Source organism: Streptomyces sp. P6-2-1 (genome assembly GCF_050613165.1).
GTDB lineage: Bacteria > Actinomycetota > Actinomycetes > Streptomycetales > Streptomycetaceae > Streptomyces.
This window is the reverse complement of the sequence record NZ_CP192513.1, coordinates 5,687,485-5,711,146: the sequence shown is the minus strand read 5'-3', so window position 1 is coordinate 5,711,146 and position 23,662 is coordinate 5,687,485. Positions and strand designations below refer to the sequence as shown.

Below are 23,662 nucleotides of genomic sequence, written 5' to 3'. Positions count from 1 at the left end.
AGGGATACGCGCGCTCCGCGCCAGGCGCCCAGGGTCCTTTCAGGCCCGCGCCTCGTCGTAGGGCCGCTTCGGTCGCGGGTGTGCCGTTCGGCGGCCGTTCGTCACCGCGCGTACCGTGCCGGTTCTGCCGCGCCCTCGCGCTCGGCCGCCCAGTCGCCGCAGCCCGGGGGCCCGTCCCGCCCCTTGTCGGAAGACCCTCCGCGTCCTACGATCACCGCGTCGCGTTGTCGAATCGATTCGACGATGTGGTCGGCGCACCTCACCAGCCACCCACATCACACCGACTCGCCCGACCCCGCTCCGACGTGCCCCGCCCTTCCTGCCCCGCACCCCTCGCCCCGCCCCCTCGATCATCCGCCCGCCTCCCCCGCTGTCGAATCGATTCGACACACGGGCCACCCGGCACCCCCTCCCCCGACACCCCTCCGCCCTACACCGCCGTAGACCGAACGGAGCCCACTCGCCGTGCCACCCCTTCGCCGACGCAGTCGAAGCAGCCGGAACAGCCGCAGCAGCCGGAGCCGGCCACGGGGCACCGCCGTGGTCCTCGCGACCGCGACCGCGCTCCTCGCCCCCGCCGCCCTCGCCGGGTGCTCGACCGGCCCGGACGACGACACCCTCACCGTGCTCAACTCCGCGACCGACAGCCACGAGCACGCCCAGAACCAGCGCTTCTTCGACCGGTGTGCCAAGCCGCTCGGCGTCAAGGTCCAGCAGACCAGCGTCCCCGCCGACCAGGTCAGCTCGAAGGCGCTGCGCATGGCCTCCTCGCACTCGCTCACCGACATCCTGGAGCTGGACGGTTCCGAGGTGCCGCAGTTCGCCGACACCGGTGGGCTGCTCCCGCTCGCGAAGGCCGGGGTGGCGACGGACGGACTCTCGAAGTCCGCCGTCACGATGGGAAGTTTCCAGGGCACCCAGTACGGCATCGCCCGCTCGGTCAACTCGCTCGCCCTGATCTACAACGTGGACCTCCTCAAGAAGGCGGGCGTCGAGCCGCCCCGCACCTGGGAGGAACTGAAGGCCACGGCGAAACGGCTCACCGGCGGCAAGACCTACGGCATGGCGTTCAGCGCCACCCCGGACGCGGACGGCGTCTACCAGTTCCTCCCCTTCTTCTGGACCACGGGTGGGGACGAGGCGCACCTCGACGACGGCAAGGGCGCCCCGGCGCTCCAGCTATGGAAGGACCTCGTGAGCGCGAAGTCCGCCTCCAGCGCCGTCGTCACGTGGAACCAGCAGGACGTCAATGACCAGTTCCTCGCGGGCCGCGCCGCCATGATGATCAACGGCCCCTGGCAGGTACCCGTGCTCAATGCGCACAAGGACCTGCACTGGGCGGTCGCCCAGATACCCGTGCCCGAGGCCGGGCAGTCCGCGCAGCCGCCCATCGGAGGCACTGTCATGACCCTTCCGAAGACCGGCCACCCGGACCGGCAGCGGACCGCTGCCAAGATCCTCAACTGCCTCAACGAGCAGCGGAACCAGATCGACTGGGGCGAGTCCGTCAACAACGTGCCGACGATGCGCGCGGCAGCCCAGCAGTACAAGAAGCAGAACCCGAAGCTCGCCGCCTTCGCCGACGAGGTCGCCACGGCCCGCTCGCGCACCACCCGGGTCGGCGCCTCCTGGCCCGTCGTCTCGGACGCGCTCTCCGGCGCCTTCCAGTCCGTACTGACCGGCAAGTCGAGCCCGGCGGCCGCCCTCAAGCAAGCCCAGTCCCGGGCCACGTCGGGGAAGTGAGCCCGCCATGACCCTGACCGCTGCCCCCGGCACCTCCCTCTCGCACACCCCCGTGACAGGCGGCCCCAGCCACCGGCGCGGCGGCCGGGCCGCCCTGCTGCGCTGGTGCTTCGTCCTCCCCGCCGTGCTCTACATGCTGGCCTTCTTCGGCTACCCGCTCGTCCGCAACGTCGTGATGAGCTTCCAGCACTACACGCCGCGCACCTTCTTCACCGGCGAAGCCCCGTTCAACGGCTTCGACAACTGGCGCAAGGTCTTCGCCAACCCGCTCTTCACCGACTCGCTCGGCCACACCCTCCTCTTCGTCCTCGGCTCGCTCCTCGGGCAGTTCGCGCTCGGCCTCGCACTCGCGGTCTTCTTCTCGCGCCGCTTCCGCCTCGCGGGGCCCGTACGCGCCCTGCTGCTCCTGCCGTGGCTCGTCCCGATGGTCGTCTCGGCCGTCGTATGGCGCAAACTGCTCGACCAGGACACCGGCGTCGTCAACACCCTCCTGACGAACCTGCACCTCATCGACTCGCCCGTGCACTGGCTCAGCAGTCCGGGAGTGGCCCTCACCTCCGCCGTCCTCGTGAACATCTGGATCGGCATCCCCTTCAACATGGTGATCCTCTACGGGGGACTCCAGGAGATCCCGCGCGAGCTGTACGAGGCCGCCGCGCTCGACGGAGCGGGCGCCTGGCGCACGTTCCGCTCCGTGACGCTGCCGATGCTGCGGCCCGTCGTGACCGTCGTGCTCGTCCTCGGATTCATGTCGACGGTCAAGATCCTCGACCTGATCCTCGCCCTCACCGGCGGCGGCCCGGCCGACTCCACGCAGACGCTCGGCACCGTGACGTACCAGCTCTCCTTCCAGCAACTCGACTTCGGGCAGGGAGCCGTCGTGGGCAACGTCCTCATCCTGGTGAGCGCCGTCTTCGCCGTCCTCTACCTGCGCGCCAACCGTTCCGACTTCGGACAGGAGAAGTGAGCCGCATGACCCCACCCGCCACGCCACAGACCGGTCCCGCCGCCCAGCGAGCGGCCCGGCGAACAGGCCCGCACGCCTCCCCCGCGCCCACCCGGCAGCCCCCTCACCCCCTCCACGGCACCGAGCCCATGAGCCGCCGCCTGCGCCGTGCGGGCAATACCCTTCTCGCGCTCCTCATCCTCGTGGTGCTGCTCTTTCCCCTCTACTGGATGGTCAACATCGCCCTTCAGCCCGGTGAGGGACTCGCCTCGACGAGTTGGCTGCCCACCTCGCCCGGCTGGGGCAACTTCAGCCGCGCGCTGGGCAGTCAGGGCGACTCGCTCGTGACGAGCCTCCTCGTCGCGCTCGGCGCCGTCGTGGTGTGCCTGGCCCTCGCCGCGCCCGCCGCGTACGGGCTCGCGCAGCTCGGCCTGCGCGGCGCGCGCACCGTCGTCTTCGGGACGCTCATCACGCAGATGGTCCCCGGCATCGTCATCGCGAACGCCCTCTACAGCGCGTACGTCGATCTCGGTCTCACCAACTCCCTCCCCGGCCTGATCCTCGCGGACGCCTCGCTCGGCCTGCCCTTCTCGATCGTGCTCCTGCGTTCCTTCATGGTCTCGGTGCCGCGCGAGGTCGTCGAAGCCGCGATGGTCGACGGCGCGAACCGCTTCACCGCCTTCGTCCGTGTCGTCCTGCCCATGAGCCGCAACGCCCTGATCACCGCCGGTCTTTTCACCTTCCTCTTCGCCTGGTCCGACTTCATGTTCGCGCTCACGCTCAACACGACGGACGCCGTCAAACCCATCACGCTGAGCATGTACGAGTACATCGGCGCCCATGTCAGCGACTGGGGCGCGGTCATGGCGACCGCCGTCGTCTCCGCCGTACCCGCCGCTGTCCTCCTCGTCCTCGCACAGAAGTACGTTGCCGCCGGGATCACCGGCGGTTCGGTGAAGTAAGTCCCCTCACCCGAAAGGGTGAGCCCCGACCCCGGCGCCCCGGGGCCCGACCCCGGCGCCCCGACCTCGGCGCCCCGACCCCGGCGCCCCGGCCTTCCCGCACACCTCAGGGCCCCCACCCCACGCCACTCCCGCCCACCCCACACCCCCGAAAGGCCCGCATGAGCACCACCCCCTCCACCCCCACCACCCCCACCACAGCCACCACTCGCCCCACCCCCTACCCCACCTTTCCCCCCGGCTTCCGCTTCGGCGCCGCCACCGCCAGTTACCAGATCGAGGGCGCCCATGACGAGGACGGCCGTGGCCCCTCGATCTGGGACACCTTCAGCCACACCCCGGGCCGTACCGAGGACGGCGCGACCGGTGACATCGCCTGCGACCACTACCACCGCTGGCGCGAGGACGTCGCGCTGCTCGCGGCACTCGGCGTCGACGCCTACCGCTTCTCGGTGGCCTGGCCACGCGTCCTGCCGCAGGGCACGGGGGCCGTCAACGCGAAGGGCCTCGACTTCTACGACAGGCTGACCGACGCGCTGCTCGCCGCCGGGATCTCGCCGACCGTGACGCTCTACCACTGGGACCTTCCGCAGGCCCTGGAGGACCGGGGCGGCTGGCGGGAGCGCGCGACCGCCGAGCACTTCGCCGCGTACGCCGCCGTCGTGGCCGAGCGGCTCGGGGACCGCGTCGGAAGCTGGATCACCCTCAACGAGCCGTACTGCGCCGCCTTCAACGGGTACGCGGAGGGCCGCCACGCGCCCGGCGCGCGCGAGGGCGCCGGTGCCCTCGCCGCCGCGCACCACCTGCTCCTCGCCCACGGCCTCGGCACCGGGGCGCTGCGCGCGGCCGGTGCGCGCGAGGTCGGCATCACCCTCAACCTCGACCGCGTCGAGGCCGCGAGCGAGCACCCCGAGGACCTGGCCGCGCTGCGCCGCGCCAGGACCCTGCACAACGACGTGTGGACGGACCCGCTCTTCGCCGGCCGCTATCCCGAGGCCGAGCACGAGACCTGGGGCCCGCTCGCCGACGGCCTCGCCGCGCTCCGCCACGAGGACGACCTGCGGGTCATCGGCGCCCCGCTCGACTTCCTCGGCCTCAACTACTACCGGCCCCTCACCGTCCGCGCGGCCCCGCACCGCGAGGACGAGGCCCGCCTGCGCACGGCCGTCGACATCGGCGTGGCGGAGACGGACCCGTACGGCACCAGGCACACGACGATGGGCTGGCCGGTCGTCCCGGCGGCGCTGCCCGCCCTGTTGCGCGAACTCGCCGCGCGCCACCCGGATCTGCCGCCGCTCCGGATCACCGAGAACGGCTCGGCCGAGGCCGACACCGTCGCGCCGGACGGCGCGGTGCACGACACGGACCGTATCCAGTACCTCGACGCGCACCTGACCGCGCTCGCGGAGGCCGTCGCCGAGGGCGCGGACGTGCGCGCGTACTACGCGTGGTCCCTGCTCGACAACTTCGAGTGGGCGCGCGGCTACGAACAGCGCTTCGGCCTCGTCCGCGTCGACTACGCGAGCGGTGCACGACTGCCCAAGGACAGCTACCACTGGTACGCGGGCCTCCTCGCCCACCACCGCGCCACGACCACCACGGGCGACACCACCACGAGCGACACCACCACAGCCGACACCCCCGCAAGCACCCCCACCACGAGCGACACCACCGCAAGCACCCCCAGTACGAGCACCACTGCCACAAGCACCCCCAGTACGAGCACCACCGGCACGAGCACCCACACCACCAGCACCACCGGCACCACCTCCCAGGAGCGCCCCGCATGAAGTTCACCGACGGCTACTGGCAGGTGCGCCCCGGCGTGACCCTGCGGCATGCCACCACCGTCGCGGAGGTCCAGGCCGGTCCCGAGCGGCTGACCGCGTACGCGGCGGTCCGCAAGGAGTCGACGCGCGGAGCGACCCTCAACAGCCCGTTGCTGACTGTGGAGTTGTGGGCCCCCGCCGAGGGCGTGATCGGTGTGCGGCTCACCCACCACGCGGGTCGCCGCCACCGCGGCCCCGATTTCGCGCTCGCCGCACCGGTCCCGGGCGCGGGCCGCACGCGCACCCACCAGGACGGAGCCGTCAGCGAACTGGTCACCGGCCCCCTCACGGCACGTCTCTCCTCAACGCCCGGCGCCGACTGGGGAATCGCGTTCCTGGACGCCGAGGGGAACACCCTCACCTCGCTCGGCCCGCGCGGGCTCGGCTTCGCGACGGACGCCGAGGGCCGGCACTACACGCTCGCCCGGCTCGCGCTCGGCGTCGGTGAGCAGATCTACGGGCTCGGGGAGCGCTTCACCCCTTTCACGCGCAACGGCCAGACCGTGGACCTGTGGCAGGCGGACGGTGGCACAAGCAGTGAACAGGCGTACAAAAACGTCCCGTTCCACCTGAGCAGCAAGGGCTACGGGGTCTTCGTCAACCACCCGGGGCTCGTCTCGTACGAGATCGGCTCGGAGGCCGTGGGGCAGACGCAGTTCAGCGTCGAGGGCCAGAGCCTGGAGTTCTTCGTGCTCGCGGGTCCGGCGCCCAAACAAGCCGTCGGCCGGTACACGGCGCTCACCGGACGCCCCGCGCTGCCGCCCGCCTGGTCGTTCGGGCTGTGGCTCTCGACGTCGTTCACGACCTCGTACGACGAAGAGACCGTGACCGGCTTCGTGGAGGGCATGGCCGAACGGGGCATCCCGCTCTCGGTGTTCCACTTCGACTGCTTCTGGATGCGCGGCTACCAGTGGTGCGACTTCACGTGGGACCCCGCCGTCTTCCCCGAGCCCGAGGCGATGCTGCGGCGGCTCAAGGAACGGCACGGGCTGCGGATCTGCGTATGGATCAACCCGTACATCGCGCAGAAGTCGCCGCTGTTCGCCGAGGGCATGGAGCGCGGTTACCTGCTGCGCACGACGGACGGCGACGTGTGGCAGTGGGACCAGTGGCAGGCGGGGATGGGGCTCGTCGACTTCACGAACCCCGAGGCACGCGCGTGGTACCAGGGGCACTTGAAGGTCCTGCTCGACCAGGGCGTGGACTGCTTCAAGACGGACTTCGGCGAGCGTGTGCCGACCGAGGGCGTCGCCTGGCACGACGGCGGCGATCCCGCCAGGACGCACAACTTGTACACGCAGTTCTACAACGAGACCGTCTTCGACCTCCTGCGCGCGGAGCGCGGCGAGCACGAGGCCGTGCTCTTCGCCCGTTCGGCGACGACGGGAGGGCAGCGCCTGCCCGTGCACTGGGGCGGCGACTGCGAGTCGACGTTCGAGGCGATGGCGGAGTCGCTGCGCGGCGGCCTCTCGCTCGGCCTGTCGGGTTTCGGTTTCTGGAGCCACGACATCGGCGGCTTCGAGGGCAGGCCATCGCCCGAACTCTTCACGCGCTGGGTGCAGTTCGGGCTGCTCTCCTCGCACAGCCGCCTGCACGGCTCGACGTCGTACCGGGTGCCGTGGGACTACGGTACGGAGGCGGTCGAGGTGACGCGCACGTACACGCGGCTCAAGCACCGCCTCATGCCGTACCTCTACCGCGCGGCGCTCCAGGCGCACGAGGAGGGCGTCCCCGTCATGCGGGCGATGCTCCTCGAATTCCCCGGCGATCCCGCCTGCCGCACCCTCGACCGGCAGTACCTCCTCGGCGACGACCTGCTCGTCGCGCCCGTCCTCAGCGCGGACGGGGCCGTCGAGTACTACGTGCCCGAGGGCACCTGGACGCACCTCCTGACGGGCGAGCAGGTCACGGGCCCCGGCTGGCGCCTTGAGCGCCACGCCCTGGACACCCTCCCGCTCCTGGCCCGGCCCGGTTCCGTGCTCCCGCTCGCCGCGTACGAGGAGGGCCCGGTGTCGGACTGGGCCGACGACGTGACGCTGCGGGTCCACCCGGGCACCGCTGGGAAGGTCGTGGCGATCCCTCACCCTGACGGCACGGGCACAGCGGCGACGTTCACCGTCCGTCCCACGGCGGGTGCCTTGGAGATCACCACGGACAGTGCACGGCCGTGGCGCGTCGAGGTGCCCGGCCACCGGGTACGCGCCGAGGTGCCCGGCGTGGAGCGCGCGGCGGACGACACGGTGCGCTGCGCCGCTGGGACGCGGCGGGTGCGCGTGGAGCTGGACCGGAGCTGAGCGGGCTCGGCGCCGGGACGGGCCCCCACCTGCTCCGTTCCGGCGCCCCCCGGCGATGCCCCCTCACGCCCGTTCCGGCCCCCGGGCAAAGGCCCCCGGCGACGCCCCTCCTTCCGGCACCTCCTCCGAGTGCCGCCTTCCCGCCCTTCCCTCCCCCTGCGGCACCTCCCCCGAGTGCCGCCTTCCCGCCCGTCCCCGGGCGATGCCCCGTCACCTTCCCCGCGCGAGCCCCGACGTCATGAATCGATTCATAGACACGCGCGGCCTCGCACCTCCCGGCGGAAACGTGCCCGCACCCCTCGCACCCGCCCGTGAATCCCGCGTTACCCAATCGTGCCCCGCGCGACAAGGCCCGTGGCACACCCCCTGTGTCCTGTCATACAAGGACAAAAGCAGGCCACAGCGCGAAGCCGACGAAAGTCTCCGCACCGACAGTCCGTGTCCCACCCCTTGACCACCCCTCCGCGAGCGGGCTAGCTTCCCGGCAACTTCGCTGAAACATTTCACACGATGCCTGTCGGCGATCCGGTCCCTTCTGCTCCCGTGCGTCGCCACCGCGTTCCGTACGGCCGCTCCACCCTTCGCACTTCTCACGGAGACACGTCATGTCGCATCCCGAACCGGAGTCCGTTCCGGTCCTCGCGCTGGAGGAGGTGACCAAATCCTTCGGCGCGGTCCGTGCGCTGCGCGGCGTCTCCTTGCGGCTGTACGCGGGCGAGGCGCACGCGCTCGCCGGTGAGAACGGCGCGGGCAAGTCGACGCTCATCAAGACGCTCGCCGGTGTGCACCGGGCGGACAGCGGGCGCGTCCTGCTCGACGGCGTCCCCGTCGAGTTCCACGGCCCCGCCGACGCGCGGGACGCGGGAGTCGCGGTCATCTACCAGGAGCCCACACTCTTCCCCGATCTGTCGATCGCCGAGAACATCTTCATGGGCCGCCAGCCGCGCCGCGCCTTCGGCCGCGTCGACCACCGCGCCGTCAAGGAGGCGACGGCCGCGCTGTTCCGGCGGCTCGGTGTCCCGCTCGACCCCGACCAGCCCGCGCGCGGGCTCTCGATCGCCGATCAGCAGCTCGTCGAGATCGCCAAGGCGCTCTCCTTCGACGCGCGCGTCCTGATCATGGACGAGCCGACCGCCGCCCTCACGGGCAGCGAGGTCGCACGCCTCTTCGGCGTCGTCGAGACGCTGCGCGCTCAGGGGACGGCGGTCCTGTTCATCTCGCACCGCCTGGAGGAGATCTTCGAGCTGTGCCAGCGCGTCACGACCCTGCGCGACGGTGCCCTCGTCTCCAGCGGCCCGCTCGACGGGCTGTCCGAGGACGACCTCGTACGGGCGATGGTCGGCCGCGACCTCGACGAGCTGTACCCGAAGCAGAAGGCAGAGATCGGCGATGCCGCGCTCAGTGTGCGAAGGCTGACCCGTGAGGGCGTCTTCACCGACGTGTCGTTCGAGGTGCGGCGCGGTGAGATCGTCGGTCTCGCCGGGCTCGTGGGCGCGGGCCGCAGCGAGGTGGCGCGTGCCGTCTTCGGCGTCGACCGCTTCGACGGCGGCGAGGTCGACGTACTCGGGCAGCGGCTCAGGCCGGGCGCCCCGAGCCTCGCGATGCGCGCCGGGCTCGCCCTCGTACCCGAGGACCGGCGCGCCCAGGGCCTCGTGATGGACATGTCCATCGAGCGCAACATCGGCCTGACGGGCTTCGCCGACACGAGCCGTGCGGGCCTCATGAACCGCTCGGCGGAGCGCAGTCGCGCGCTCGACTGGGCCGTCAGGCTCCAGGTGAAGTACGCGCGCCTCGCGGACGTCGTCGGCACCCTCTCGGGCGGGAACCAGCAGAAGGTCGTGCTCGCCAAATGGCTCGCGACCGGGCCCCGCGTGCTCATCGTCGACGAGCCGACACGCGGCATCGACGTCGGCACGAAGGCCGAGGTGCACCGGCTGCTGTCGTCGCTCGCCGCCGAAGGCGTCGCCGTCCTGATGATCTCCTCGGACCTCCCGGAGATCCTCGGCATGGCCGACCGCGTCCTCGTGATGCATGAGGGCCGGCTCACGGCCGAGCTGAACCGTACCGAGGCGACGGAGGAGTCCGTGATGGCCGCCGCGACAGGGAGGGCGGCATGAGCACCACCACCGTCACCGCCCCCACCCGGGAGACCGCGCCCGGGCGCCGCCTGCTCGACCGGGTCCTCAAGGCGCGCGAACTCGCCGTCGCCGCCGTGCTCGTGGTCATGGTCCTGGCGACCCAGGTCTCCCACACGCAGTTCCTCTCGCAGCAGGGGATCAAGGACCTCCTGCTCAACGCGACGATCCTGGTCCTCGTCGCGACCGGGCAGGCCGTCGTCGTCCTCACCCGCAACGTGGACCTGTCGGTCGGCTCCGTGCTCGGCATCTCCGCCTTCGCCGCGGGCGACTACCTGCACGGCGGGGGCAACGCCTGGGTCGCGGTGCTGTACGCGGTCGCCGTCGGCGCCGTCTTCGGGCTGCTCAACGGCGCCCTGGTGAGTCTCGGCAAGGTCCCCGCCCTCGTCGTCACGCTCGGGACGCTCTACATCGTGCGCGGCATCGACTCCATCTGGGTCGGCTCGCGGCAGATCGTCGCCGCCGATCTCCCTGACGGTTTCGTCGACTTCGGGCACGACGGCGTGTGGGCGATCCCGTACCTGGCGGTCCTCGCCCTCGTGGTGCTGCTCGCCGTCGGCTCCTACCTGCGCTCCTTCCGCAGCGGCCGTGAGCTGTACGCGCTCGGGTCGAGCCCCGAGGCAGCGAGACTCGCCGGGGTCGCCGTGCGCAAGCGCGTCCTGACCGCGTACGTGCTGTGCGGTGTCCTCGCCGGACTCGCGGGCGCCTTGTACCTCGCGCGCTTCGGGAACGTCGACTCGGCGACCGGCAACGGGTACGAACTCACCGTCGTGAGCGCCGTCGTCGTCGGCGGCGTCGCCTTCACGGGCGGTTCGGGGACCGTCTACGGGGCCGCGCTCGGGGCCCTGCTGCTGACCTCGATCAACAGCGTGCTCCCGGCCATCGGCGTCAGCTCCGTGTGGGTCACCGCCATCAACGGGGTCCTGCTGCTGCTCGCCATCGCCGTGGACCGCGTCCTGGCCCTGCGCGTCGCCGCCGTGCTGCGCAAGCAGGCCGCGCAGAAGAGGAGTGCCCGTCATGCCTGAGCCGACCAAGACCTCGCGGCTCGCCGAGGGGACCGCACGCGCGGAGGCCGCGCGGCCTGCGGGGGCCGCACGCCGGGACACCTCGCGCCTCGCGGAGGCCGTGCGCTGGGACACCGCCGTCGGGGCGCTCCTCGTCGTCCTGCTCCTGTGCTCCTTCTCCTTCGTCGACAACTTCGGGAACGCGCTCAACCTGTCGTTCCTCATCGGCAACACGCTGCCGATCGCGCTCATCGCGCTGCCGATGACGATGCTCGTCGTCTCCGGCGAGGTCGACCTCTCGGTCGGCTCGACGGTCGGCCTGTCGGGTGCCGTCATGGGCGCGCTGTGGAACCACGGCATGGCCATCGAGACGATCATCCCGCTGTGCGTGCTCCTCGGCGTCGTCTGCGGGCTGGTCAACGGGCTCCTCGTGACCCGCCTCGGGCTGCCCTCGCTCGCCGTGACCATCGGCACGATGGCCGCCTACCGGGGCATCGCGCAGATCGTCCTCGGCTCCGACTCGGTCACCGACTTCCCCACCCCGTACCTGGACTTCGGCGCCGGCCGCTTCGGCGAGACCTTCCTCCCCTACGCCGCCGTGCCCTTCCTCGTCCTGCTCGTACTCGCCGTCGTCGTGCTCCACCAGACACGTCTGGGCCGCTCGCTCTTCGCGATCGGCGCGAGCGAGGAGGCGGCGCGCTTCGCCGGGGTACGGGTCAAGCGGCTGCGCCTGTCGATGTTCGTGACGACCGGCGTGCTCTCCGCGCTGACCGGTGTCTTCTGGGCCCTGCACTACGCGAGCGCCCGCTACGACAACGCGACCGGGCTCGAACTCTCCGTCATCGCGGCCGTGTTGCTCGGCGGCATCGACTTCGACGGCGGCAGGGGCACGCTCGGCGGCGCGATCGCCGGGGTGTTCCTGCTCGGGACGCTCCAGAACGTCATGAGCCTGCTCAACGTCTCCTCGCAGTCGCAGATCGTCGTGACCGGCGTCCTGCTCGTCGTCTCCGTCCTCGCGCCGCGCCTCGGACGCCGCCTCGCCCAGGCCAGGGCCCGCGCCCGCACGCAGGCCGCCCCGGCCACCGGCTGAGCTTCGCCGGACCGCCCGCCCCTCCCGTACGTACCCCTAAGGAACCCTCATGTCCATGACCGCCCGCACCCGCAGGCTCACCGCGGCGCTCGCCGTGACGACTGCCCTCGTCGCCGGTGCCACCGCCTGCGGCGGCACCACGAAGAACGACGCGGGGAAGGAGGACTCCTCCTCCGGCTCGGCCGCGAAGGCCGACCCGGGCGCCGCCACGAAGAAGGGCCTCACGGTCGCCTTCCTGCCCAAGCAGGTCAACAACCCGTACTTCACGACCTCGGACAACGGCGGCAAGAAGGCCCTCGCCTCGCTCGGCTCGACGTACAAGGAGGTCGGTACGAGCAGCGGCACCGACACCTCCGGCCAGGTCAGCTACGTCAACACGCTGACCCAGCAGCAGGTCGACGGCATCGCCGTCTCGGCGCAGGACCCCGGTGCCCTGTGCACCGCGCTCAAGCAGGCCATGAAGAACGGCGTCAGCGTCGTCACGTACGACTCCGACACCAAGACCGACTGCCGCGACGTCTTCGTCTCGCAGGCGAGCGCCGAGGACCTCGGCCGCACGCAGGTGCAGCAGATGGCGAAGCAGATCGGCGGCAAGGGCGAGATCGCGATCCTCTCGGCGGCCCAGACGGCCACCAACCAGAACACGTGGATCGACTTCATGAAGGACGAGCTGAAGAAGCCGGAGTACGAGGACATCAAGCTCGTCAAGATCGCGTACGGCGACGACGACGCGCAGAAGTCCTTCCAGCAGACGCAGGGCCTCCTCCAGGAGCACCCCAAGCTCAAGGGGATCATCTCCCCGACCACGGTCGGCATCAAGGCGGCGGCGCAGTACCTCTCCGGCTCGAAGTACAAGGGCAAGGTCAAGCTCACCGGGCTCGGCACCCCCAACGACATGCGTGCCTACGTCAAGAACGGCACCGTCGACGCCTTCGAGCTGTGGGACCCGGCCAAGCTCGGCGCGCTCGCCGCGCACACCGCCATCGCCCTGGAGTCCGGGCAGATCACGGGCAAGGAGGGCGAGACCTACAAGGCCGGTGACCTCGGCTCGTTCACGATCGGCAAGGACGGCGTCGTGAGCCTCGGCAAGCCGACCGTCTTCGACGCGAAGAACATCGGCGACTACCACTTCTGACAGCTGCGGGTACGGGAGCGCCGGTACGGGGACGGGGGCGACGAGCGATGACACGCCACCCGTCCCCCGGCCCCCCGGGGCGGCCGCTCGGCATCGTGGACGTCGCGCGCGCCGCCGGGGTGTCGACCGGCACGGTCTCGTACGTGCTCAACCAGCCCGACCGCGTCGCCGCGCGGACCCGGCGCCACGTCCTCGCGGTCATCGAGCGGCTCGGCTACGTACGCCGCGACTCCGCACGGCAGTTGCGCGCGGGCCACAGCCGCATCCTCGCCCTGCTCGTCCACGACATGGGCAACCCCTTCTACGCGGCGCTCGCGCGCGGCGCCGAACGCGCGGCCCGCGCCGCCGGGCTCGGTGTGATGGTGTGCAACAGCGCGCAGAGCCCCGCCGAGGAGGCCCACTACCTCGCGCTCTTCGCCGAGCAACGCGTGCGCGGCGTCCTCGTCACCCCCTCGGGGCCGGGGCGCGAGGCACTGCGCGCCTTCCGGCGGCACGGCATCCCCTACGTCGTCGTCGACAGCGTCACGGCGGGCGACGAGGGCTGCGCGGTGGGCGTGGACGACGTCGCGGGCGGCGCGCTCGCCGTACGGCACCTCCTCGCGGGCGGGCACGGCGACCTCGCGTACGTCAGCGGGCCCCCGCACCTGCGGCAGGTGCGCGACCGCAGGGCGGGTGCCCACCAGGCGCTCGCCGAGGCGGGCCTGCCCCCGTCGGCGCTGCGGGAACTGGCCACCGAGCGGCTCGACGTGGCGGGCGGCCGCGACGCGGGCGCCCGCCTCCTGGGCCTCGCCCGGCGCCCCACCGCCGTCTTCTGCGCCAATGACCTCCTCGCCCTCGGCGTCCTCCAGGCCCTCTACACGGCGGGCGTCAAGGTGCCCGACGACATCCGCATCGTGGGTTACGACGACATCGAGTTCGCCGCGGCCGCGACCGTCCCCCTCACCTCCGTCCACCAGCCGGCCCGCACCCTCGGCAGCCTCGCGGCGAACCTCCTCCTGAACGAGGGCGATCCGTCCCACGAGCACCAACACCTCAGCCTGGCGCCACGATTGGCCGTACGGGAGTCGAGCAGCCCCACCCGCGTGCGGTGACGGCCACCCGAGCAGCGAGGTGCCCCGATGCCACTCACCCCCGCCACCGTCCGCCCGGTCCCCGACGCCCGCCTCGGCGGCCGCCCCGAGGGCCGCGCCCTCCTCTCCGGCCTCCCCGCCCTCCTGTCCTGGCGCGGATCTCCCCTCCGCACACGACACGCCGAGCCCACGGACGCGAGCCCTCCCGGCGTCGCCGTACGCGAGGTGTGCGAGGAGACGGGGCCGCGGCCCGAGTGGCCGTGTCTGACGCCGTACGCGCTCGACGCGCCCTTCGCCATCGGGGTGCGGGCGATCGGCGCACGCCCCGGGAAGGGCGAACCGGCCCACGCGCCCGGCGACTTCCGGTTCCTCTTGTGCCCCGCCGAGGAGAGCGCGCCGACGCTCGCGCTCCAGGAGGAAGAGGTCACGGGTGCGACCCGGCTCCCGTTCCCGGAGGCCCGCTCCCCCGCCCATCACGCCGAACCCCTCGTGGCGGCCGACGCCTTGGACCTGGACCGCCGGCGGCTCAGCCCAGGGCCGGCCGGGCTGAGCCGCCGGCACGCCGATCCGGCCCGTCGGGGCGCCCGCCCGTGAGGTGCCGCCACAGGAACGTGTACACGAGCGCGCTGTTGAAGGCCGCCTGCCCGTTGTCGCTCCCTCCGCTGTGTCCGCCGCCCGGGCTCTCGTACAGCAGGACCGAGTGCCCGAGTTCCCGCATGCGGGCGGCGAACTTGCGGGCGTGGCCCGGGTGGACGCGGTCGTCACGCGTGGAGGTGCGCAGGAGCAGGGGCGGGTAGGCGCGGTCGGCGGTGAGCCGGTGGTAGGGCGACAGCTCGCGCAGGTGCGGGCGGTCGGCCGCGTCGTCGGGGTCCCCGTACTCGGCCATCCACGAGGCTCCCGCGAGGAGTCGGTGGTAGCGGAGCATGTCGAGCAGCGGGATCTCGGCGACTATCGCGCCGAAGAGTTCGGGGTACCGCGTGAGCATCGCGCCCATGAGGAGACCGCCGTTGCTGCCGCCCGTCGCGCCGAGCATGGCGTGCGTGGTGATGCCCCGGGCGACGAGATCTTCGGCGACGGCCGCGAAGTCCTCGAACGCGCGGGGCCGTTCGGCCTTGAGCGCGGCACGGTGCCAGCCGGGCCCGTACTCGCCGCCGCCCCGGATGTTCGCGACGACGCGCGTGCCGCCCCGCTCCAGCCACGCGCGCCCGCTCACGGCCCCGTACGCCGGGGTGCGCGAGACCTGGAAGCCGCCGTAGCCGTACAGGAGCGTCGGCCCGGGGCCGTGTGCCTCGTGGTCGGGGCCCGTCACGAAGTACGGGACGCGCGTGCCGTCCCGCGAGGTCGCGAAGTACTGCCGTACCGCGAGCCCTTCGGTGTCGAAGCGGGCGGGGGCGCGCTTGAGCACTCCGGCGGAGGCTCCGACGGCGCCGTGACAGAGCGTGGACGGCTGGAGGAAGCCCTCGACGTCGAGGTCGTAGGCGTCGTCGGTGTCGGGGTCGGTGTTCATGACGGCGGCGTCGGAGAGCGGCGGTACGGCCGCGAGCGGCTCGCGCTTCCAGGGGCCTGCGGGCGTCGGCGTGAGCACGTCGACGTGGCTGCTCACGTCGCGCAAGGTCGTCAGGAGGAGGTGGTGACGGGTCCACGCCTGCCCGACGAGGGCCGTGTGCGCGTCCGGCGCGAAGAGGACGCGCGCCGTGCGGTCCCCCGCGAGGAAGGCGTCGAAGCCGAAGGCGAGGAGCGCCCCCGCCGGGTGCCCGAGCCACTCGGTCCGCAGGGTCACGAGCAGGTGCTCGCGGTGCACGTACGCCCGGGCGTCGTCGGGCACGTCGATCCTGACGCGCGTGTCACCGGCTTCGAGGAGGTACAGCTCACCGGTGAAGAAGTCCTTCATCCGCCCGACGAAGTCCCGTTCGAAGCCCGGCGTGTGGTCGTGCAGGCCCCAGGCCGCGACGTCGCCCCGTTCCGCCTCGTACACGACGGGGGCTTCGGCGAGCGGCGTCCCGCGCCGCCAGCGCCGCACCGTGCGCGGGTACCCGGAGTCGGTGAGCGAGCCGCCGGAGAGCCCGGTGGCGATGAGGACGGTGTCCGGGTCTGCCCATCCGATGCGGGTCTTGTCCTCGCCGACCCGGAATCCGTCCTCGACGAACTCCCGCCGCGTCAGGTCGAATTCCCGCACCTCGACCGCGTCGCTCCCGCCTCGCGACAACAGCACGAGTGCCCGTTCCCTGTCGGGCTCGCGCACGGAGGCCCCGCTCCACACCCAGTCGACGCCCTCGGTGTCGGCGAGCGCGTCGAGGTCGAGCAGGACCTCCCACGCGGGCACGTCCTCGCGGTACTCCTCGGTGCCCGTGCGCCGCCACACCCCGCGCACGTGCTCCGCGTCGCGCCAGAAGTTGTACCGGTAAGGCCCTCGTCGCGTCGTGTACGGGATGCGGTCACCCGCGTCGAGCACCTCGCGCAAGCGCTGTCGCAGCCTGTCGAACCCGGCGTCCCCCGCCAGCTCCGCCACCGCATCGGCGTTCCGCTCCCGCACCCAGGCGAGCGCGTCCTCACCGTCGATGTCCTCCAGCCACAGGTGCGGGTCGTCGTCCAGATTCGCGTCGTCGTCAGTCACAGCCCGCATTCTCCCTCCCCCTGACCTTGTGACACTGCTGTGACCGGAACTATGGCCTCCGTCACACGCGCGGGATGCGGGTGCTGATCGGATGACCTGATGGACAGACCCATGCCGCTCCGCCCCGCCGCCGCCCGCGCCCTGCCCTTCGTGGCGGCTCTCGCCGCGAGCGCCCTGCTGCTCACCGCCTGCGGGACGGAGGGGACGACACGTCCCGGGACGGCCCAGAGTTCCGCGAAGGCGGACTCCCGTACGGCCATCGACGACCCCGGCAAGGACGGCGTACGCGTCACCTCGCTGACCCGCCCGCTCAGCTCCCCCTCGCCGGCTCCCGCCCGCAGCTACTCCGCCACTGCCGAGGGCCTCGACCTCGGCAGTGCCCCGGGCATCAGCGCCGCGTACGAGATCACCAACGACGGCCCCGAGGCGCTGACCTACATGGTCACCATCATGTTCACGGACAGCGCCGGGCGTGCGATGAGCAGCCAGTCGACGACCGTGAAGAACGTCGGCCCGGGGACGACCGTACGGGGCAGGGTCGGGGCGGACGCGGCGCCGTCCGGCGCGCCGCCGATCACGGGAGCGAAGGTGACCGAGGTCGCGGCGATCCCCGTGGCGGAGGCCCCCGGCACGTGTGCGCCCGGCGGTATCCGGGTGAACGCCGACAAGGGCGACGCGGCGATGGGCCTGCGCGTCGTGGGCCTGCACCTCACCAATTGCGGCTCCCGTGACTACGAGGTCCGGGGCTACCCCGTCCTGGAACTCCTCGACGACTCCCTCGCCCCGGTCGAGGGCGTCAGCGTCCTCCACGGCAGTCACGGGATCACCACGGGCATCGGGGTCGACGAGACACCCCGCCCCCTCACCCTCAAGCCCGGCGAATCGGCGACGGCCCGCCTGGTCTGGCGCAACACCACCGACCTCGCCACGCCCGTCACCGTCCCTTACGTCCGCGTCCGCGCGAGGACGGGCGCGGCCCCCGTGACGGTCCCCCAACACCTCGACCTGGGAACGACCGGCAAGCTCGGGGTCACGCCCTGGGCGAGGCCGACGCCCTGAGCCGCACGGCCGCCCGGCCCCCGGACGCCCTGCCGCCCGGCCCCCGGACGCCCTGCCGCCCGGTCCCCGGACGCCCTGCCGCCCGGGGACCGGGCGGAACCGTCGCGGTGGGCGCGAGCGGCCCTCCCGGCGGCCCGGGCGACCCGGGCGACCCGGGCCGCCGCCCGGTCTCAGCGGGTCCAGACCTGTTTCCCGTCCGCGTCGTACAGCCGCAGCGAGCCGTCGTCCCCGAGCACGAGCCAGCCGGGCCGCTTCCCCTTCGTCCCTGTCGACCAGACGGCGTGCCCGCCGTCGTCGTACGCGACGAGGTTGCCGTCCGCCTGGAGGGTGAGCTGCACCGTGCCCTTCCCCTTGGTGCCGGTGGCCCAGACCGCCTTCCCGCTCCGGTACTCGACGACGTTGCCGTCCGCCTGCGACTCCAGCGTGTAATCCCCTGCCTTCAGGTACGCGCCCTTCTCCAGCGAGCCCTGCGCGCCGATGCGGTCGGCGCCACAGGTGGCCCACACGTCGGTGAGGTCGGGGAGCTTGTCGAGGGTGTCGCTGGAGACGGAGCGCGAGTCGCCCTCGCCCGCGTCGTGCAGGCACTTGAAGGTGTCCCAGTCGTGGATGACACGGCGTTTGCCGTCGTGACCGACCTGCCAGGACGTCTTCTGCTCCGCCGTGTCACCGTCCCACTGCACGATCTGTCCCCGGTAGGCGGCGGCGTCCACGGGGCTCGTCCACACCGTGTCGTCGGCCTTCGTGGAGAGGATGAAGGTGCCGTCGTCGCGGAGCGAGAGCCAGGCGGCACCCTTGCCGTCGGTGCCGGTCGCCCAGCGGGCGGACGCGCCTTCGTAGAGGACGAGGTTGCCGTCCTCCTGGAGGATGAGCCGGTCACCGGTGGCCGGCGCGGTCCAGCGCACGATCCCGGAGGCGTCCTTCGCGACGAGCTTGCCGTCCTTGCCGAGCGTCAGGCGCGCACCTCCCGCGGATTTCAGGTACGTTCCCGTCTCCAGCTCGCTGTCGGTCCCCATGACGCTCGCGCCGCACACGGCCCACACGTCCTTGAGGTTGATGTACTTGTCGAGTGTCCCGCCGGGCTGCCCGCCCGCGTCCGGCTTCCCCGCCTCGTCCTTGAGGCAGCCGTACGTGTCGAGATCGCTCACCCAGCGGCGGTAGCCGTCGGCCCCCACGAGCCAGGAGGTCTTCTGCGCGTTGCCGTCGTCCTCGTACTGCACGATCCTGCCCCGGTAGTCGGCCTCGCTGGAGCCGGCCGCGCCACCGTCCGCGTGGGTGGGCGAGTTGAGGACGACGAGGGTCGTGGTGTCACCGTCGCGGAAGGCGACCGTGGAGAGGTCGCCGGTGTTCGTGGAGTCGACGCGTACGGCGCCGGGACGGACGAACTTCCCGAACTGCCCCCAGAACCAGAGGTCTTGCGAGGGCGTGTAGCTGCCGTCGCCTTCGACGGTCATCATGCCCCGGCAGGTGTGGCAGGCCTCGGGCGTGGAGAGTGCGGGCCCGCCCTCGCTGTCCTGGGCCAGGGACCAGTAGACGGAGCCGGTGGAGCCGTTGCGCAGCGGCCCGATGAGGAGGTTGGCCACCTCCCAGCCCATGTTGCCCGCGACGTCGGAGGACTGGTCGACGAAGCCGGAGCACTCGGTCATGAGCGTCTTGACGCTCTGCGTCTGGGCCCCGTAGTGCGTGCCGTCGTAGCAGTGGTAGCCGATGGCGTCGACCTGGCCCCGGTCGGTGAGGGTGCGGACGTAGTCGGGGTCGTTCCAGTTGTGATCGAAGCCGAGGACCCCGACGTCACCGGGCAGCCGGCTCCTGAGCGCCTTGGAGAGGGCGACCTCGTCGTCCGGGTTGAGCAGGGTCGTGGGCATCTCGGTCTTGCAGTTCTCGGGCTCGTTCTGCATCGAGACCATCCAGGGCCTGATGCCGGCCTTGTCGTAGGCGGCGACGTACTTGGCGAAGTAGTCGGCGTAGTCGCCCGCCTTGGTGCGGTCCAGCTCGTTCTGTTCGGTGCCGCACTCGGCACCGACGAGCTTGCCGCCTCGCTTGGCCCAGCCGGGGGCCGTCCAGGGGGTGCCGAGGAGCCTGAAGTCGCCGCCCGCCTCGCGTTTGGCGGCCTGGAGCATGGCGATCTGCCGCTTGTCGGCGGGCGTGGCGTCGGCGGAGAAGCTGCCCTTGGTGTCCTCGTAGGTGTGCACGTCGGTGCCCTCCGCCATGAGGTCGCTGGAGCCCATCGGCGAGCGCACGACGGTGAGCCCGGCCTGCTTGGCACCGGTGCCGAAGAGCTGCGAGAGGATCGCGTCCTGGTGCGGCGAAGCGGCGATGAGCGACGCGGCCGAGTCCGTCATGGCACCGCCGAAGCCGTCGATCGTCTGATGCGTCTTCGCGGTGTCCACGGTGACGGTGGCCGATGGCTGCCGCCCCTGGGCGCTCACGTCGAAGTCGTCCATCGTGTACGTCAGCTTCGCGCCGTCCGCCGCGCTGAGCGTCATCCTCGGTTCCTGGCCGTCCTTGAGGACGTACGTGGCGAGCGAGTCGGCGGGCTGCGCGACGTCGAAGGACGTACCGCCCGAGCGGACCGTGAACGTCGTCGGGCGGGAGCCGAGTTCGGGCACCCGGGGGTCCTGGCCGCCGTCACCGGGCGGCGCCGAGAAGGACACGTACCCGTCCTGGCCCTCCGGGCGCTCGAACCGCCCGGAGAAGGCCCAGTTGGCGTAGCCGCCGTCGCCGGTGTTGAGCACGTCGCCGGAGCGGAGCACGAAGGCGTCGAAGTCGGTGTGCCCGTCGTTGCCCTCCCACACGTGCCGCAGGCCCTCGGCGCGGGCGAACTGCATGGCGTTGAGGCTCTTGACGACGAGGATGTTGGTGCCGGGGTAGCAGAGGGCGAGCTGCGCGGCGGCGCGCTGCGCGAAGGTGCCCTCACCGGCGGGCGGGGGCCCGGCGCACACGTAGTGCGCGGGGTCGGGGAGCGCGAGGTCGGTCGTCGCGCTCGTCCAGGGGCCCGAGGGGTTGAGGTCGGCCTCGGCGGGCCGGGCGAAGTCGACGGTCACGTCCCCGTTCTTCTCGGTGCGCTGGTAGTGGCCGCCGTAGCCCCAGTTGAGCCAGCCGCCGTCGCCGGTGGACGTCACCTTGCCCGTGTCCGTCACGTACAGCCAGAAGGTCCGGTTGCCGATGTCGAACCGCTTCTTGTACGCGGGCTCGCCGTCCGCCATCCTCAGCGAGTCCGTGCCGGTGAACTTCGCGGCCCCGCCGTCGTGCAGGAGCAGGATGTTGTGGCTCGGCCAGCAGTGCATGGCCTGGGCGAGGAGCTTCTCGTCGGCCCGCGCGCGGTTCTCGTCGCTGCCGTCGCCCACGGCGAGCTGGAGGTCGGCGTCGGGCGCGGTGATGCCGTTCACCTCGCAGGACATCGGCGTCTGTTCGCCCACCGAGTCGGCGTACCAGTCGCTGTCGCGCGTGACGGGCGGAGGCGCGGTGAAGGTGACCGTGTGGTTCTCGTCCGTGCGGGAGAAGTACCCGCTGTATCCCCAGTTCTTGTAGCCGAGGTCGCCGTCCTTGTGGAAGGCGCCCTCCTTGAAGACGAGGACGCGGTACGAGGTGCTGGAGATCGACACCGTCTTCGCGAGCAGCATGCCCTTCATGTGCTGCGTCGTGAGGCCCTTGGGCTGCGTGACCATGACGTTGTAGCCGGGGAAGCAGTCCTGGACGTCACCGACGAACGTCTCGACGCGCTCCGCCTTCTGCGCCTCGTCCACGATCATCGCGCCGATCACGGCGCCGATGTCCCAGGCGAGCGCGGCGCCGATGTTGGCGAGGTCGATGATGCGGTCGCTCGCGCCGTACGACGGGTCCTTCGTCGTCACGCTCGTGTTCCCCACGGGCACGGCGCCGGGGCACTGCCCGGTGAGCAGGTCGCCGTCTCCCTCGGCCGCCGCCGACGCCGTCCCGCCCAGCGGCAGGAAGGCGGCGAGCAGGGCGAGGAGGAGGACGGCCGCCGCTGCGGGGCGCGTGCGGTCTCTTCGGGTACGGGTCACGGTGCGGTGTCTCCCGGATGGTGTGGGGGCGGGGCGGCGGTTCGGGTGGGGGTACGGGGCCGGGCGCCGCGAGAGGGATGCGGCCGGGTGCGGCTCGCATGGCCCGGCTCAGTCGTCCTCGGCCGCGTTGAGCAGGTCGAGGGCGCTGTGCTGGCAGCCGTTGCCCGTGCCGGTCAGGGGTCCTGCCCAGTGGGGCCCGTACTGGTCGAAGCTGTTGCGGTCCTTGGCGTAGGCGGTGTCGGCCTGCTGCGCGATGTAGGCGCGGTAGGGGTGGTCGGGCAGCTCCCTGTCGAGGATGCCGAGGCCCCGCGCGTAGGCGCCCTTGAAGGAGTCGCCGTTGGACGTGCACCCGGTGCCGTCCGGCTCGTAGGGCTCGTGCAGGGTGCCGCCGGGGTTGAGGTAGCCGGACGAGGTGGAGGCGTCGGCGAGGGTACGGGCGCTGTCGAGCAGGCTCGCGTCACCGGTCGCGCGGTGCAGTTCGGCGAGCCCCGCGAGGACGACGCCCTGGTTGTACGTCCACGTCGTGTCGCCGTTGTTGGCGCAGTCGTCGCCGAGGCCGTCGTTGACGGTGTGGCCGGAGTTGATGAGGCCGCTCCCCCGGAACCAGGACCACTCGTCCCGCGCGCGTGCGAGGTAGGTCGTGTCACCCTCGACGCGGTTGTGCAGGGCCGCGTTGAGCTGGAGGTACAGCTCATTGGTGATGGCGTTCTTGTAGGGCTTGTCGGTGGCCCACTGGACGCCGCCGCCGCACGTGCCGGTCCAGTAGGCGGCCATGTGGTCGGCGTCCTTGCGGGCGGTGTCGAGGTAGCGCTGCTCGTGGGTCTCGTCGTACGCGGCGACCCAGGCGAGGCCCCACCAGCCGGTGTCGTCGAGGTAGCTGTTGGTGAAGTCGCCCCCTTCGGCGCCGCGTTGCTTCTCCCACGTGGTGGAGATGGCGTACTTGTAGCTGGGCATCCCGCTGACGCGGATGTTGTCGATGACGGAGGTGAGCGCGGTCGCCGATGTCCACCAGCCGGCGAACTTCCCGTTGTCCCTGTCGTAGTTCGCCATGAGGGCGGTCGCCGCCGCCGTGCTGCGGCTCCAGGCGTTCCAGTCCGTACGCGCCCAGCCGGTGCAGGCGATCTCGGCGCGGTCGCCCGCCTTGCCGCAGGCGCGCAGGGCCCCGATGGCTCCGGTGTTCCACTCGTCCACGTTGTACATGAGGGTGCGCCAGCTCTCGCGCCCCTCGGGCACGGCGGTCGCGCCGAGCTTGCTGCCCGATGACCAGCTCCGCCCGCCGTCGAAGGAGCGGTCGAGCCACACCTGGTCGCCCGGGCTGCCCTTCTCGATGGAGCCCCAGCCCATGACATCGTTGTCAGACAGGTGAAGGGTGATCGTCCTTCCGTAGAGCGAGGCGCTCACCGGAGTGCGCTCACCGTTCGCGGCGGCAGGGTCGCGCGCGTCGCAGTACTTGTCGCACACCTGCCCGGCCGCGTGCGCGGCGGTCGCGGGCACCGTCAGCCCGGTGGTGACGAGCAGACACCCGAGCAGCGCCGCCCTCGCGGAGCGTACGGACTTTCTCACCTTCGCCACACCTTCCCTCTCGGTCGCCTTCACGTTCCTGGGTCAGGGAACGGCCTGCCCGGGACGCTGTCAAGGCCCCCGCGAGACCCCAACGTGCGCCACGGGAGCACGAGTTGCCACCGCGCAGGCCGGATGTCACCGCTCCGGCGAGCGGTGTCACCGGCCCTTTCGCACCGATCGGCCGGCCACCGGGAGG

At 71.9% G+C, this 23,662-nt stretch carries 15 protein-coding genes; 12 read left to right on the top strand and 3 right to left on the bottom strand.

Annotated elements, in window-relative coordinates; all coding sequences use genetic code 11:
- The first annotated feature begins 540 nt into the window (after positions 1-540).
- The 11 genes from ACQYWQ_RS24260 (at position 541) to ACQYWQ_RS24210 (ending at position 14,802) form a co-directional block, all read left to right on the top strand.
- Complete coding sequence (locus ACQYWQ_RS24260; protein ID WP_431037431.1) at positions 541-1,743, top strand: extracellular solute-binding protein; 1,203 nt, start codon at positions 541-543, stop codon at positions 1,741-1,743.
- Positions 1,744-1,750: 7 nt separating this feature from the next.
- Complete coding sequence (locus tag ACQYWQ_RS24255; RefSeq protein WP_431037429.1) at positions 1,751-2,710, top strand: carbohydrate ABC transporter permease; 960 nt, start codon at positions 1,751-1,753, stop codon at positions 2,708-2,710.
- Positions 2,711-2,838: 128 nt separating this feature from the next.
- Positions 2,839-3,651 (top strand): carbohydrate ABC transporter permease, encoded by an 813-nt coding sequence (locus tag ACQYWQ_RS24250; RefSeq protein ID WP_431039325.1) that lies wholly within the window; start codon positions 2,839-2,841, stop codon positions 3,649-3,651.
- Positions 3,652-3,812: 161 nt separating this feature from the next.
- A complete protein-coding gene (locus tag ACQYWQ_RS24245) occupies positions 3,813-5,441 on the top strand; it encodes a GH1 family beta-glucosidase (RefSeq protein WP_431037428.1) in 1,629 nt (542 codons plus the stop codon).
- Positions 5,438-7,774 (top strand): alpha-xylosidase, encoded by a 2,337-nt coding sequence (gene yicI, locus ACQYWQ_RS24240; RefSeq protein WP_431037426.1) that lies wholly within the window; start codon positions 5,438-5,440, stop codon positions 7,772-7,774. The genes ACQYWQ_RS24245 and yicI overlap by 4 nt, the downstream gene beginning before the upstream one ends.
- A 605-nt stretch (positions 7,775-8,379) precedes the next feature.
- Positions 8,380-9,891 (top strand): sugar ABC transporter ATP-binding protein, encoded by a 1,512-nt coding sequence (locus tag ACQYWQ_RS24235; RefSeq protein ID WP_431037425.1) that lies wholly within the window; start codon positions 8,380-8,382, stop codon positions 9,889-9,891.
- Positions 9,888-10,934 carry an ABC transporter permease gene (locus ACQYWQ_RS24230; protein WP_431037424.1) on the top strand — a complete coding sequence of 349 codons (1,047 nt, stop codon included), beginning with the start codon at positions 9,888-9,890 and terminating at the stop codon, positions 10,932-10,934. The genes ACQYWQ_RS24235 and ACQYWQ_RS24230 overlap by 4 nt, the downstream gene beginning before the upstream one ends.
- Positions 10,927-12,003, top strand: a complete 1,077-nt coding sequence (locus tag ACQYWQ_RS24225) for an ABC transporter permease (protein WP_431037423.1) — start codon at positions 10,927-10,929, stop codon at positions 12,001-12,003. Before ACQYWQ_RS24230 ends, ACQYWQ_RS24225 begins: the two co-directional genes overlap by 8 nt.
- A gap of 55 nt (positions 12,004-12,058) precedes the next feature.
- Complete coding sequence (rhaS, locus tag ACQYWQ_RS24220; protein ID WP_431039324.1) at positions 12,059-13,138, top strand: rhamnose ABC transporter substrate-binding protein; 1,080 nt, start codon at positions 12,059-12,061, stop codon at positions 13,136-13,138.
- Positions 13,139-13,185: 47 nt separating this feature from the next.
- Positions 13,186-14,229: a LacI family DNA-binding transcriptional regulator gene (locus ACQYWQ_RS24215; RefSeq protein WP_431037421.1), complete on the top strand. Its 1,044-nt coding sequence runs from the start codon at positions 13,186-13,188 to the stop codon at positions 14,227-14,229.
- Between the two features lie 27 nt (positions 14,230-14,256).
- The gene (locus ACQYWQ_RS24210; protein ID WP_431037419.1) at positions 14,257-14,802 is read left to right on the top strand and encodes a hypothetical protein; all 546 of its coding nucleotides are present in this window, start codon (positions 14,257-14,259) and stop codon (positions 14,800-14,802) included.
- Here the strand turns inward: ACQYWQ_RS24210 and ACQYWQ_RS24205 are convergent.
- The gene (locus tag ACQYWQ_RS24205) at positions 14,735-16,831 is read right to left on the bottom strand and encodes a prolyl oligopeptidase family serine peptidase (protein WP_431037417.1); all 2,097 of its coding nucleotides are present in this window, start codon (positions 16,829-16,831) and stop codon (positions 14,735-14,737) included. The two genes, ACQYWQ_RS24210 and ACQYWQ_RS24205, sit on opposite strands and share 68 nt — an antisense overlap.
- 90 nt (positions 16,832-16,921) lie before the next feature.
- Between ACQYWQ_RS24205 and ACQYWQ_RS24200 the strand changes: the two genes are divergently transcribed.
- Entirely contained in the window at positions 16,922-17,881 is a 960-nt protein-coding gene (locus ACQYWQ_RS24200; protein ID WP_431037415.1) for a DUF4232 domain-containing protein, read from the top strand.
- 170 nt (positions 17,882-18,051) lie between these two features.
- On the opposite strand, the gene ACQYWQ_RS24195 is transcribed toward ACQYWQ_RS24200, so the two are convergent.
- Positions 18,052-21,903, bottom strand: a complete 3,852-nt coding sequence (locus ACQYWQ_RS24195; RefSeq protein ID WP_431037414.1) for a hypothetical protein — start codon at positions 21,901-21,903, stop codon at positions 18,052-18,054.
- 108 nt (positions 21,904-22,011) lie between these two features.
- Positions 22,012-23,466: a glycoside hydrolase family 76 protein gene (locus tag ACQYWQ_RS24190; RefSeq protein ID WP_431037413.1), complete on the bottom strand. Its 1,455-nt coding sequence runs from the start codon at positions 23,464-23,466 to the stop codon at positions 22,012-22,014.
- Positions 23,467-23,662: the final 196 nt, after the last annotated feature.

Excerpts from the sequence above, each read along its gene's own strand:
- ACQYWQ_RS24255 (WP_431037429.1), top strand. The coding sequence starts at position 1,751 with ATGACCCTGACCGCTGCCCCCGGCACCTCCCTCTCGCACACCCCCGTG.
- ACQYWQ_RS24250 (WP_431039325.1), top strand. The coding sequence starts at position 2,839 with ATGAGCCGCCGCCTGCGCCGTGCGGGCAATACCCTTCTCGCGCTCCTC.
- ACQYWQ_RS24245 (WP_431037428.1), top strand. The coding sequence starts at position 3,813 with ATGAGCACCACCCCCTCCACCCCCACCACCCCCACCACAGCCACCACT.
- yicI (WP_431037426.1), top strand. The coding sequence starts at position 5,438 with ATGAAGTTCACCGACGGCTACTGGCAGGTGCGCCCCGGCGTGACCCTG.
- ACQYWQ_RS24235 (WP_431037425.1), top strand. The coding sequence starts at position 8,380 with ATGTCGCATCCCGAACCGGAGTCCGTTCCGGTCCTCGCGCTGGAGGAG.
- ACQYWQ_RS24230 (WP_431037424.1), top strand. The coding sequence starts at position 9,888 with ATGAGCACCACCACCGTCACCGCCCCCACCCGGGAGACCGCGCCCGGG.
- ACQYWQ_RS24225 (WP_431037423.1), top strand. The coding sequence starts at position 10,927 with ATGCCTGAGCCGACCAAGACCTCGCGGCTCGCCGAGGGGACCGCACGC.
- rhaS (WP_431039324.1), top strand. The coding sequence starts at position 12,059 with ATGACCGCCCGCACCCGCAGGCTCACCGCGGCGCTCGCCGTGACGACT.
- ACQYWQ_RS24215 (WP_431037421.1), top strand. The coding sequence starts at position 13,186 with ATGACACGCCACCCGTCCCCCGGCCCCCCGGGGCGGCCGCTCGGCATC.
- ACQYWQ_RS24210 (WP_431037419.1), top strand. The coding sequence starts at position 14,257 with ATGCCACTCACCCCCGCCACCGTCCGCCCGGTCCCCGACGCCCGCCTC.
- ACQYWQ_RS24205 (WP_431037417.1), bottom strand. The coding sequence starts at position 16,831 with ATGCGGGCTGTGACTGACGACGACGCGAATCTGGACGACGACCCGCAC.
- ACQYWQ_RS24200 (WP_431037415.1), top strand. The coding sequence starts at position 16,922 with ATGGACAGACCCATGCCGCTCCGCCCCGCCGCCGCCCGCGCCCTGCCC.